9 protein-coding genes and 1 pseudogene are annotated in these 11,634 nt (G+C 75.0%); 6 read left to right on the top strand and 4 right to left on the bottom strand.

Annotation, left to right across the window (positions count from 1 at the left end; all coding sequences use genetic code 11):
• Nucleotides 1-1,160, bottom strand: a 1,160-nt coding sequence (locus E1182_RS24920; RefSeq protein ID WP_132269598.1) for a serine/threonine-protein kinase, incomplete at its 3' end; no start/stop codon positions are given.
• A 169-nt stretch (nucleotides 1,161-1,329) separates the two neighbouring features.
• Between E1182_RS24920 and E1182_RS24925 the strand changes: the two genes are divergently transcribed.
• From E1182_RS24925 to E1182_RS24945, 6 genes are all read left to right on the top strand, one after another.
• Complete coding sequence (locus tag E1182_RS24925; protein ID WP_132269600.1) at nucleotides 1,330-2,160, top strand: patatin-like phospholipase family protein; 831 nt, start codon at nucleotides 1,330-1,332, stop codon at nucleotides 2,158-2,160.
• Nucleotides 2,160-3,176, top strand: coding sequence for a 1-acyl-sn-glycerol-3-phosphate acyltransferase (locus E1182_RS24930; protein ID WP_132269602.1), 1,017 nt, complete (start codon nucleotides 2,160-2,162; stop codon nucleotides 3,174-3,176). Before E1182_RS24925 ends, E1182_RS24930 begins: the two co-directional genes overlap by 1 nt.
• Nucleotides 3,177-3,185: 9 nt before the next feature.
• Nucleotides 3,186-3,506, top strand: coding sequence for a divalent-cation tolerance protein CutA (cutA, locus tag E1182_RS24935; RefSeq protein WP_132269604.1), 321 nt, complete (start codon nucleotides 3,186-3,188; stop codon nucleotides 3,504-3,506).
• A 48-nt stretch (nucleotides 3,507-3,554) separates the two neighbouring features.
• A complete protein-coding gene (locus tag E1182_RS24940; RefSeq protein ID WP_132269606.1) occupies nucleotides 3,555-7,088 on the top strand; it encodes an SCO7613 C-terminal domain-containing membrane protein in 3,534 nt (1,177 codons plus the stop codon).
• 74 nt (nucleotides 7,089-7,162) lie between these two features.
• Complete coding sequence (locus E1182_RS31750; RefSeq protein ID WP_207921508.1) at nucleotides 7,163-7,456, top strand: 4a-hydroxytetrahydrobiopterin dehydratase; 294 nt, start codon at nucleotides 7,163-7,165, stop codon at nucleotides 7,454-7,456.
• A complete protein-coding gene (locus E1182_RS24945; protein ID WP_207921509.1) occupies nucleotides 7,453-8,601 on the top strand; it encodes an FHA domain-containing protein in 1,149 nt (382 codons plus the stop codon). Before E1182_RS31750 ends, E1182_RS24945 begins: the two co-directional genes overlap by 4 nt.
• A gap of 146 nt (nucleotides 8,602-8,747) precedes the next feature.
• Here E1182_RS24945 and rocD read toward each other — a convergent pair whose 3' ends face one another.
• The 3 genes and pseudogenes from rocD to E1182_RS24960 form a co-directional block, all read right to left on the bottom strand.
• Nucleotides 8,748-9,962, bottom strand: a complete 1,215-nt coding sequence (rocD, locus tag E1182_RS24950; RefSeq protein ID WP_207921510.1) for an ornithine--oxo-acid transaminase — start codon at nucleotides 9,960-9,962, stop codon at nucleotides 8,748-8,750.
• Complete coding sequence (gene ddaH, locus E1182_RS24955) at nucleotides 9,959-10,774, bottom strand: dimethylargininase (protein ID WP_207921511.1); 816 nt, start codon at nucleotides 10,772-10,774, stop codon at nucleotides 9,959-9,961. Before ddaH ends, rocD begins: the two co-directional genes overlap by 4 nt.
• A gap of 397 nt (nucleotides 10,775-11,171) precedes the next feature.
• A pseudogene (locus E1182_RS24960) lies at nucleotides 11,172-11,634 on the bottom strand (thrombospondin); the annotation flags it as partial.

Below are 11,634 nucleotides of genomic sequence, written 5' to 3' on the forward strand. Positions count from 1 at the left end.
GGCTTCGGCTCCTCGGGGGGAATGGTGATCGGGTCGTCGGGCAGCACCGGCGGCTGGGGCACCGGAGGGTAGGTCAGCGACGGGTCCACCGGCGTGTCCGAAGCCGGAGCGTCCGCTGCCGGCGGCAGCGTCGGCGACCGCGGGGTCAGCGTCGGGGCCACCAGCGCCGCGGCCGCGACGACCAGGGCCAACGCGCCGACCGCCACGAGCGGGCGACGAGCCACCGAACGTCCGGGTCGGACCGCGGCGCGCACCTCAGCGGACGCCGGGGCGGCGCCGACCGTGGGCAGGGCCACCGTCGAAGCGAACATGCTGGCCGCCGCCGCGGCGGGGAGCGTCTGCTCGCGCAGCGCCGCGGCGACCTGGTAGGCGCTGGGGCGTTCCTGCGGATCCCGGGCCAGGCAGCGCAGACAGGTGTGCGCCACCTCCGGGGGGAGCCCCGGTACGCCGTCCAGTGAGGGCATCCGCTGATCCTGCAGCGCGGCGGCCAACTCCTCCCAGGTGTCCGCCGGGTACGGCACCTGCCCGGTCAGGGTTTCGTAGAGCAGCACACCCAGCGAGTAGACGTCAGTGGCCGGCTGGGCCGGTGCCCCGTCCAACCGTTCCGGTGCCACGTACGCCGGGGTGCCGAAGGTGCCGCCGTCCTCGTCCTCGTCCGGTGCGCCGACCTGGGTGGCGATGCCGAAGTCGAGCACCTTCGCGCCGACCTTGGTCATCATCACGTTGGCCGGGGTGATGTCCCGGTGCACAATGCCCAACCGGTGCGCGGCGGCGAGCGCCTCGGCCACCTGGATGCCCACCTCCACCGCCATCTGCCAGGGCAGCGGGCCCTCGCTGAGCCGGTCCTCCAACTCCTCCCCTTCGAGCAGCTCCATCACCACGAACGAGGTGATCTGGCCGTCCGGGGCGAGCGTCTCGCCGTAGTCGTGCACCGAGGTGACGTGCGGGTGGACCAGTTGGGCGGCGGAGCGGGCCTCCTCGCGCACCATGTCCCGGAAGCGGGCGTTCGCGGCCAGCGAGGGAGCGAGCACCTTGACCGCCACCACACGGTTGAGGACCTCGTCGCGGGCCCGCCAGATGACCGACATGCCGCCGGCCCCGATCTGGTCGAGGAGTCGGTACCGGCGGGCCAGCAACCGGCCGGGTTGCAGCGCTGCCATCAGTGATCGCACCTGCCTCGGGATGGGGGCGGTACCAGGTTGCGGGAAGGTGTCCCCCCTGTCAACGGCCGTCCGCTTTTCCGGTGACCCGCTGCGCCCAGTGGTTCGCCCACTGCGACGGGCAGCGGCTGCGACGGGTGGGCGGCGGACGCGTGCCAGGATGAACGGCATGGGTGGTGGTCCGGTGGCGTTCGTGCTCGGCGGCGGGGGAGTGCTCGGCGCGGTCGAGGTGGGCATGCTGCGCGCCCTGTTCCGTGCCCGGATCCGTCCCGACGTCGTGTTGGGCACCTCCATCGGCGCGGTCAACGGCGCGCTGGTCGCCGCCGAGCCGTCCGAGGCCGTCACCGACCGGCTGGTCCGCCTCTGGGCCTCGCCGGAGGCCAGCGAGGTGTACGGCGACTCGGTGGCCCGGCAGTTGCGCCGCTTCGCCGCCCGTACCCACCTGCACTCGCCCCGTCCGCTGCGCAAGTTGCTGGAGAGCGAGCTGGGCGCGGAGACCACCTTCGCCGACCTGAAGGTGCCGTTCCGTTGCTGCGCCGCCAGCATCGAGCGGGCCGCCGAGCACTGGTTCCATTCCGGGCCCGTGGTGCCGGCCGTGCTCGCGTCCGCGTCGGTGCCGGGGTTGCTGCCCCCGATCCGGATCGACGACCAGCACTACGTCGACGGTGGGATCGTCAACTCCATCCCGATCGGGGAGGCCGTGGCGGTCGGCGCCCAGCGGATCTTCGTCCTGCAGGTGGGGCGGATCGAACGGGAGCTGACCCCTCCCCGGCGGCCCTGGGAGATCGCGCAGGTCGCCTTCGAGATCGCCCGGCGGCACCGGTTCGCCCGGGAGTTGGCGGCGCTGCCCGACGGGGTGGAGGTGCACGTGCTGCCGACCGGTGGGCTGGAGCCCCGGGACGACAGTCCGTGGGCGTACCGGGACCTGGCGGCCGTGGGGCGGCGGATCAGTCGCGCGTACACCGCCTCCCGGCACTACCTGGCCAGCCTGGAGCGTTGATGCCGCTGCCGCCGAGGTGGATCCGCCGGCTGGTGCTGGCCCCCGGCGTGGTGCTGCTCGCGGTGCTGATGGTCACCACGGTGCCGGTCTGGGCTCTGCTCGGCCTGGCCGTCTCGCCGTTCGTCCCCGGCCGGCTGCGTCCGCTGCGGCTGCTCTGGATCGGCGCCGTGTATCTGGTCTGGGACGCGGCGGCGCTGGTCGCGCTCTTCGTGCTCTGGCTGGCCTCCGGGTTCGGGCTGCGGAAACGCTCGCCGGCCCTCCAGCGCGCCCACTACCTGCTCGCCGGTTGTTTCCTGCGGGTGCTGTTCTGGCAGGCCCGGTGGACACTGCGGCTGCGCATCGACGTGGTCGGCACCGACCCGGACACCGCCCTGCCCGGCCGCCCCGAGCTGGTGGTCTGCCGGCACGCCGGCCCCGGTGACTCGTTCATCCTGATCCACGCCCTGGTCAACTGGTTCCACCGCGAGCCGCGGATCGTGCTCAAGGCGAGCCTGCAGTGGGATCCGGCGATCGACGTGCTGCTCAACCGGCTGCCGAACCGGTTCATCGCACCCGGGCCGGACGGCCGTGACTCGGTGGTCCGACAGGTCGGCCACCTCGCCACCGGCCTGGACGACGACGACGCCTTCGTGATCTTCCCGGAGGGCGGCAACTTCACCCCCCACCGCCGGCTTCGGGCGATCGCCCGGCTGCGCGCGCTCGGCCTGGAGAAGATGGCGCTGCGTGCCGAAGAGTTGCAGCACGTCCTCGCCCCGCAGCCGGGTGGGCTGCTCGCCGCCCTGGACGCCGCTCCGACCGCCGGTGTCGTCTTCGTGGCGCACACCGGGCTGGACCGGATGCTCACCGTCGCCGACGTGTGGCGGGAACTGCCGATGGACAAGCGGATCGTGATGCGTTTCTGGTCCGTGCCGCCGGAGGAGATCCCCGCCGGCCGGCAGGAACGCATCGACTGGCTCTACGACTGGTGGGGCCGGATCGACGCCTGGATCGCCACCACCCGCGACGGCGTCACCTAGGGTGCGCTGGTGGAGCAGATCTGTGTGGTGACGACGGTGGTGGACGCGCGCGCGGCGGCCGACGGGCTGGCGGCCGCCGCGGTCGCCGACCGGTTGGCCGCCTGCGCCCAGGTCGGTGGCCAGGTCGACAGCACCTACTGGTGGCGTGCCGCGACGGAGACCAGCACCGAGTGGTCGGTGCAGTTCAAGACGACCCCCGAGCGGGTGGCCGCGCTGGTCGACCGGGTCCGCGCCGAGCACCCGTACGAGGTGCCGGAGATCCTGGTGAGCCGGGTGGAGTGCGGCGACCCGGCGTACGCGGCCTGGGTCCGCGAGAACACCACGGTCTAGGTACGCGCACTCTGTCGGTCACCCCGCCCGGCCGCCGAGGATGACCGGGTGCAGAACACCGTGTACCCCTGCCCGGCGTGCGGCGCGTCCGCCGATCTCGCCGGTGGGTGCGCCGGCTGCGGCCGGCCGCCGTGCCCGCCGGCCGCCGAGGTGATCCGGTTGGACCGGGAGTTGGCCGTGCTCGCCGCGGAGGTGGCGCAGGCGCGTGCCGCGTACCAGGAGGTGTCGGGCCGGTTCGAGACGGCGCGGCGGCGGCGGGCGGAGCTGGCGGCGCAGGTGCGTGCGGAGGTCGCGCGGACCGCTCCACCGGTGGGGCCGGCGGTCGGCGGGGGGCCGACCGTCCCGGTTCCGCCCCGGCCGCCGGTCACGGTCCCCGGGCGGCCCGAGACGTCCACCCGGACGGTGCAGGGTGTGCTGTTCGTCCTCGGTGGGTTGCTGCTCGGCACCGCCGCGGTGGTCTTCACCGCGGTCGCCTGGGCGACGGTCGGGGTCGCCGGTCGGGCCCTGATCCTGGCCGCCGTCACCGTCCTGGCGCTGGCCGTGCCGCTGGTCGCGGCCCGGCGAGGGCTGCGCGGCACCGCGGAGACCTTCGCCGCGGTGGGCCTGCTGCTGGTGGTCCTCGACGGGTACGCCGCCTGGGCGGTCGATCTGTTCGGCGTGGCCGCCTGGCCGGGCGCCCGGTACGCCGCGCTGGTCGGGGGGGCCAGCGCGGCGGTCGCCGCCGGGTACGCCCGGCTCAGCGGGCTGACCGGGCCCTGGTTCGCGGCGCTGCTGGTGGCGCAGCCGGTGCTGCCGTTGGCCGCCGCCGGGGCCCGGCCGGGGGCCGCCGGGTGGACCCTGGTCCTGCTCGCGGTGGCGCTGCTCGACCTGGCGGTGGCGGTCGCCCTGGGGCGCCGGCGCCCGGGCGTTGCCGCCGGGCCGGCCCCGGCTGCGACGGGGGTGGCCGGGGAGAACGCAGACTCCGTGGCCGGGGCGCGGATCGGGGGCCCGGCGGCCGGCGGGGGACCGGTCGCCGGGCCGCGCCTGGCCGGCCCGGTGCGGGCCGGCCGGGCGCTGGCCTGGCTTGGGTCCGGCATCGCCATGCTGCTGGCCGCCGGTTGCGCGCTCGTCCCGTTGGCCTGGGGGCGGGCCGCCGGCCAGCCGCTGCTCGCCGGGGTGCCGCTGCTGCTGGTGGCGCTCGTCGCGTGCGTCGCGGCGACGGCCTCGGGACAGCGAGGGCTGCGGGCGGTGGCCACGGGCCTGCTGGTGCCGGTGCTGGCCGCCGCGCTGCTGCGCCCGGTCGCCGAACTGCGTCCGGGTCTGATGCTGGTGGCGGCGGCCCTGGTGGCCGCCGGGCTGGCCGGGGCGGTCCGGGCGTTGCCGGCGGCACGGCGGTCCGGTGCCCGGGTCGGTGCGCTGCTGGTCGCCGGTGGTGTCGGTCTGGTCGGCCTGCTCACCACCGTGTCGCTCGCCGGCGAGGCGGTGGCCCGCTCCCAGCCGCTGTGGCGGGGCGCGGGGCCGGGGCCCGCGCTGCCCTGGGGCTGGCAGCTCCCGGTCGCCGTCGCACTGGTCGCCGCCGCGTTTCTCCTGCTGCTGCCCCGGGTGGCCGGTCCGGCGGTCGGGCTGGTCGGTGGGGCGCTGGCCGCGCTGGCGTTGCCGGCCGTCACGGCCACGCCGTGGCCGGTGACCGTCGCCGTGGACCTGGCCGCCGGGGTGGCGCTGCTGCTGGCCGTCCTCCGCCCGGCGCGCCGGGTGCCGACCGTGCTGGCCGGGGCGTCCGGCGCCGCCACCCTGGTCGGCCACGGACTGCTGGTGGCCCTGGCGACCCGGGCCGGGACGCTTGCCGCGCTCGGGGTCGTGCTGCCCGCCGGGCTCGCCGCCGCGGCCCTGTCCCGGCGCGGCACCCCGGCGCAGCGCGCCGTCGCCGGGGCCGGGCTGGTCGCCGCCCTGCTCGCCACGCCGATCCTGGCGCTCGTCGCGCTCGCCACCGCCGAGACGACGCCGGTGTGGCAGGTACGCGGCGCGTCGGCAGCCGCCGCGCTGACGCTCCTCGCGGTCGTCGCGGTCCGCCGCCACCGACCGGACCTCGACGGGTACGCCTCGACCGCGTCGGCGCTGGCCCTCGGCGGGTGCGCCTTGGCTCCGCTGGCCGTACCGGCCGAACCGCTGGCCCCGTATCCGGCGCTGGCCGCGTTGCTGCTGGTCGCCGTCGGTCGGCCTGCCCCGGCCGCGGTGGTGGGTCGGGTGGTCGCCGTCACGCTGACCGTGCTCGCCGGTCTGGCCGTACTGCCACCCGTCGTGGCGGCGGTCCTCCTTCCGTACGGCCAACCGGTGCGGCCCTGGTCCGGCGTACCCGAGGCGGAGCCGGTCGGCGGCGGATGGGCCGCGCTGTTCACCCTGCTGGTGCTGGCGGGAGTTGCCCTGCTGCCCGCTGTCCGGGCGGGCGTCGGCCGGGCCACCCTGGTGCTGGTCGGCTTCCCGTTCGTGGCGGCGGCGTTGCCGGTGCTGCTGGTGACGGCGGGTACGCCCTGGCCGGCGGCGCCGGCCGTGGTGCTGCTCACCGGCCTGGCCGCCCTGCTGGTCGCCGCTCTCGTTGCTTCCGGTGCGGGCGGAGCCCGGCGGGACCTCCTGCTCGGCCTGGTCGTGGTGCCGGTCGGTCTGCTGTGGTCCCTCGCCGGGCTGGCCGGGCTGTTCGCCACCCCGGCGGGCACGCTCACCGGGTTGGCGCTGACCGTGGTCGCCGCCGCCGTGGTGGCCGCCGCCGCGCGACGGCCGCAGGTGCAGGTGCTGGGCGGGGTGGCGGCGGTCGCCGCCGCCACCGGGTTCGCCGTCACCGCACCGCTCGCCGCCGGGCTGCCGCTGCGTACCGCCGGGTTCACCGTGCTCGCGGTGGCCGTGTCGGTGCTGTTCCTCGCGCCGGTGCTGGGTCGGCGGGCGGCCCTGGCCGGCGAGGCGCTGGAGGCCGCCGCCCAGGCGGTCGCACTGGTGGCGCTGCTGCTCACCAGCGGCGGGTACCGGCACGCCGCGGTGGTGTGCGTGCTGTGGGGCGTCGCGGTGGGGCTGCGCGTGCTGCGGCGCGGTGAGTCCCCCGCCCGACGTTGGGTGTTCGCGGGCATCGCCGGGGCCAGTGAACTGCTCGGCGTCTGGCTGCTGCTGTTGGCCGGCGGGGTGGTGCTGCTGGAGGCGTACACCCTGCCGGCGGCCGGCCTGGCGCTCGGCGCGGGGCTGGTGGCGCTGCGTACCCGGTCGGGGTTGACCAGTTGGCTGGCGCTCGGCCCCGGGCTCGCCGCCGGGCTGCTGCCGGGTCTGGTGTCGGTGCTGGTCGCCCCGGAGCCGCAGCCGTGGCGGCGGCTGGGGATCGGGCTCGCCGCGCTGGGTGTGGTCCTGGCCGGGGCGACCCGACGCTGGCAGGCGCCGGTGGTGCTGGGCGGGGCCACGCTCGCCCTGCTCGCCCTGCGCGAACTGGCCCGCGGCTTGGATGTGCTGCCCCGGTGGATCTTCCTGGCGGCCGGTGGCCTGGCGTTGATCGCGCTGGCCGCCACGTACGAGCGCCGCCGCCGTGACCTGGCCCGGCTGCGTACGGTGGTCAGCCGGATGAGCTGAGCTGGACGTGGGGTGTCGCCGGTGGTGGCGGGCGGCGTGCCGGGAGCCGATGGCGGTCCCGGTAGGGTCGGGGTATGGCAGACCTGCTCACCGCCGAGGCGGTGCGAAAAGAGTTGGGCGGGCTGACGGGGTGGTCGGGCGACCCGACCGGGATCAGCCGCACCGTGCAGCTGGGCAGCTTTCCCGACGCGGTCGCCGTGGTCGACCGGGTGGCGGTGGTCGCCGAGCGGCTCGACCACCACCCCGACATCGACATCCGGTGGCGGACCCTGACCTTCCACTGCGTGACTCACTCGGCGGGCGGGGTGACCCGTCGTGACGTGGAGTTGGCACGACAGATCGACGACATCGTCCGGAGCGTTCGATGAGATTCGAGATCAGCAAGGTGCTGGACGCCATCGAGGGCCGGGTCTGCACCGACCCGTCGCTGGCCCGGGCGGTGCTGGACCTGGCCGAGGTGATCCGTTACCAGGACCTCGACGGTGGCCGGCCGGCCAGCCTGCTGCGGCTGGGCATGGTCATCGACACGCTGGCCCGGCAGTTGGAGGAGGACAGCGTCCCGGTCTACGCGGTGGTGCACCGGGCACTGCTCTCCGACGCCGACCTCACCTCCAACGAGCGCATGGTGGTCCGCCGCTGGGCCGACGACGGGCTGGTCGAGGTGCTCGACAACCCGGGCGACCGGATGCTGGAGGTGGCCGACCTGCTCGGCCTGCCGGTGCTCAGCCGGGTCCGGTTCGACGGTCTGCGCGGGCGGTTCCCCTGGGTGGTGGAGCAGCCGGGCCGGGTACTCGCGCCGGTGCCCGACGCGGGCGGACCGAAGCTCGTGGCCCACGTCGGCGGTGGCCCGAAGCCGGTGGCCGGGGACCGTTCGTCGACGGGTGTGAAGCTGCTGGCCCGGCAGTGGCGCTGCCCGGAGCCGGGCTGCGCGCTCTTCGGCGGCGGGGGTGGCGGGGCCTTCGCCGACCTGGCCCGGGTGGAAGGCGCTCCCGCGGGTCAGCCGCCACCGTCGTTGCGCAACGGCGTGCCGACCTGCCCGCGGCACGGTGCCCGGCTCTCCGACGCCGGCCCACGTCCGCGCAGCGAGGTGCTCGCGGTACGCATCGGCGGGCTGATCCGTCGGCGTTTCGTGCTCACCGAGGAGCAGCCGGTGCTGGTCGGCCGGGCCCCGGAGGGCACCGGTGCGGTCATGCTCGGTCAGTGGCTGAACGACGAGGCGCGGCGCTGGATCAGCCGTAGCCACATCCGGCTGGAACTGCGCGTCGGTGAGGTCATCGTGACCGACGTGAGCACCAACGGCTCGGGTATCCGCCCCAACGGCTCGTTGGTCGAGTCGGAGCGGGTCCCGCTCGCGCCGAAGCAGTCCCGGGTGCTCGCCGGGGCCGACATGGTCGAGCTCTACCCCGGCGTGCAGATCGGTCGGGCCGAGGCGCTGCCCAGCGGTGCTTCGTTCACCCCCACCTCGGTCATGGCCGAGGCACCCACCATGGCCATGCGCCTGCCCCGCCCCTGACCCCACCGCCCGGCCGGGCCGGCCTCTCGGCCCGGGCCGCCGACGGGCACGGTTTGCGGCCTGATGGCGGTGTCCAGGCGCCTGGACACCGCCATCAGCGCCATGGGGTGATGATCTTGATCTGCCGGTCTGGACGGTGGCCTTGGTCAGCCGGCCAGCACGGCGGCGAGCTGGGCCACCGCGTGGTCGATCTCCTCGGCGGTGATCACCAATGGCGGGGCGAGGCGGATGGTGGAGCCGTGGGTGTCCTTGGCCAGGACGCCCCGCTCCATCAGCCGCTCGCAGGCATCCCGGCCGCTCATCAGCGTCGGCTCGATGTCCACCCCGGCCCAGAGGCCACGACCCCGGACGGCGACCACGCCCCTGCCGATCAGCCCGGCCAGGCCGGCCCGCAGCCGCTCACCCAGCTCGGCGGAGCGGCGCTGGAACTCGCCGGTGGCCAGCAGGCGCACCACCTCGGTGGCGACCGCGCAGGCCAGCGGGTTGCCCCCGAAGGTGGAGCCGTGCTGGCCCGGCTTCAGCACCCCCAGCACGTCCGCGTCCGCGGCCACCGCGGAGACCGGCACGATCCCCCCGCCGAGCGCCTTGCCCAGCAGGTACATGTCCGGCACGACGCCCTCGTGCTCGCAGGCGAAGGTGACGCCGGTGCGGCCCAGCCCGGACTGGATCTCGTCGGCGACGAACAGCACGTTGCGCTCGGTACAGACCCGGCGTACGCCCGGCAGGTAGCCCTCCGGGGGCACCACCACACCCTGCTCACCCTGGATCGGCTCCAGCAGCACCGCGACGGTGTTCTCGTCGATCGCCGCCTCCAGCGCGACCAGGTCGCCGTACGGGACGACGGTGAAGCCCGGGGTGTACGGCCCGAAGTCGGCGCGGGCGTCGGCGTCGGTGGAGAAGCTGACGATGGTGGTCGTACGGCCGTGGAAGTTGCCCTCGGCGACCACGATGGTGGCCTGGTCCGGAGCGACGCCCTTGACCTGGTAGCCCCACTTGCGGGCCACCTTGATGCCGGTCTCGACCGCCTCGGCGCCGGTGTTCATCGGCAGGACGAGGTCCTTGCCGCAGAGCGCGGCCAGCTCCCGGCAGAAGTCGGCGAACTGGTCGTGGATGAACGCCCGGCTGGTGAGGGTCAACCGGTCGAGCTGCTCGTGCGCGGCGCGGATCAGCCTCGGATGCCGGTGACCGAAGTTCAGCGCCGAGTAGCCGGCCAGGCAGTCCAGGTAACGGCGGCCGTCCACGTCGGTCAGCCAGGCGCCCTCGGCGGAGGAGATCACCACCGGCAGCGGGTGGTAGTTGTGCGCGGTGTGCCGCTCCGCGTCCCGTACCGCGGCGGGGGTCCGCAGCATGTCCTCGATCACTTGCTCGCCTTTCCCTGACGGAGTCGCAACGTGCAGCACTTCGGTCCGCCGCCGGCCTTGCGCAGCTCGGACAGGTCGATCCCGATGGTCTGGTAACCCCGGTTGCGCAGCTGCGCGGCCAGGCCGGTGGCCTGCGCGGGCAGCACCACGTGCCGGCCGTCGCTGACCGCGTTGAGCCCCAGCACCTCGGCGTCGGCCATGGTGGCGTGGACGGCGTCGGGGAAGAGCCGGCGCAACACGGCCTGGCTGCCGGGGGAGAACGCCTCCGGCAGGTACGCCACGGTCCGCTCGTCGAGCACGGTGAGTGCGGTGTCCAGGTGGTAGAAGCGCGGGTCGACCAGTTGCAGGGTGATCACCGGATAGCCGAAGACCTCCTGGAGCTGGGCGTGCGCGGCGTGCGCGGTGCGGAACCCGGTGCCGGCGAGCAGGTGGTCGCCGGCCAGCAGGACGTCGCCCTCGCCCTCGTTGACGTGCTTCGGGTCGGACAACTCGAATCCGGCGGCTTCGAACCAGGCCCGGTACGCGGGGGCCTCGTCGGCGCGCTGCGGGTCGCGGAACTGTACCGCCATCGCCTTGCCGTCGATCACCGTGCCGCCGTTGGCGGCGAAGACCATGTCGGGCAGGCCGGGGACCGGGTCGATCAGTTCGACGGTGTGACCCAGGTCGAGGTAGATCCGGCGGAGCCGTTCCCACTGCCGTACGGCGAGGTCGGCGTCGACCGGTGCGGCCGGGTCCATCCACGGGTTGATCGCGTAGTCGACGGCGAAGTACGTCGGCCGGCACATCAGGAAGCGCTGGCTGGTGGCGTCCATCGTCATGTCCTGCTCCTGGGGCTCGGGCGCGCCCGGCCACCGTGGCCGACGGGCTGGCGCCGTTGGTCAACGGTATGCGGAGCTGTCGACGACATCTACCGTCAAGAGTTGCGTACGCCGTCGAATCGTTGCGTCTGAGCTTGCTTCGTCGGCGATCCGTTGCAGGAGCGGTGGGGGCCAGGTCTGGGCTCGGCGGTGTGTGCCATGCCCGGGGCGTGGCGGGCCACCGGCCGCGGCGCACCGGCCACGGTGGCGGACGCCGGGCAGTTCGTCGCAGCGGCCCGGGAATGACTTCGGGGGCGGCGAACCGCCGCCCCCGGAAGAGGATGTGCCCGCTGGTGAACCACCAGATGCCTCGGGCGTCGCCGGCACCCCACCGGCATCCGGACAGTGCCCGTCAGACGCGACGGGCAAACTGTGAATCAAGCCACTCGCGGAGCCGCGCCACCTGGTCGCCGTCGGTGGTCGGCCAGCCGAACTGGCCGGTCATCGCGATGATGCCAAGCACCACGGCGGCGAGGCCGACCGACATGCCGATCAGGGCGTCGGTCGTGCCGGCCACGTGCCGGCGGCGGGTGGCGATGAGGCCGAGCACCGACAGGACCGCGCCGACCGCGCCGAGCGCGATGCCGTACCCGGCGAGAGTGCCGGTGAGGACGGCAGCCGCGCCCACGATCGACACGACCAGGCCGAGGGTGGCCAGCAGGCTGGTCCGGGGCTTCGGGCCGGCGACCACCGGCGCCTCGGTCCGGTCCGGCTTTCCGTCCCGGTCCAGGTCGACGGTCCGGTCGGCGGTCATGGTCGGGGCCGCCGAGGTCGCGGGCGGAGGCGGCAGGGGCCGGCGGGTGTCGGTGTCGACG

It is taken from the genome of Micromonospora sp. KC721, assembly GCF_004348355.1.
Lineage (GTDB): Bacteria > Actinomycetota > Actinomycetes > Mycobacteriales > Micromonosporaceae > Micromonospora.

What these genes read in the sequence shown, in the direction of transcription:
- E1182_RS24925 (WP_132269600.1), top strand. Translation starts at nt 1,330, where the DNA reads ATGGGTGGTGGTCCGGTGGCGTTCGTGCTCGGCGGCGGGGGAGTGCTC.
- E1182_RS24930 (WP_132269602.1), top strand. Translation starts at nt 2,160, where the DNA reads ATGCCGCTGCCGCCGAGGTGGATCCGCCGGCTGGTGCTGGCCCCCGGC.
- E1182_RS31750 (WP_207921508.1), top strand. Translation starts at nt 7,163, where the DNA reads ATGGCAGACCTGCTCACCGCCGAGGCGGTGCGAAAAGAGTTGGGCGGG.
- E1182_RS24945 (WP_207921509.1), top strand. Translation starts at nt 7,453, where the DNA reads ATGAGATTCGAGATCAGCAAGGTGCTGGACGCCATCGAGGGCCGGGTC.
- ddaH (WP_207921511.1), bottom strand. Translation starts at nt 10,774, where the DNA reads ATGGACGCCACCAGCCAGCGCTTCCTGATGTGCCGGCCGACGTACTTC.